Consider the following 207-nt stretch of genomic DNA (forward strand, 5'->3'; position numbering starts at 1 on the left):
AGATAAAAGATATGTCCATAGAGCACAAACAATTTAGAATGTTTTTAAATAAGAAGCACAAAAGAGAACAATCCCCATCCCACAAGAGAAGCATACAGCCACTCGCCGATTTCCAATCAGGACGCTTCTGTTATCGGTATATTGGCAAGGTCTTGCCAATTAACAGGCAAAACGTTGCCAATTTACTGACAAGACTCTGCCAATAGA

This window comes from uncultured Bacteroides sp., assembly GCF_910578895.1.
Classification (GTDB): domain Bacteria; phylum Bacteroidota; class Bacteroidia; order Bacteroidales; family Bacteroidaceae; genus Bacteroides.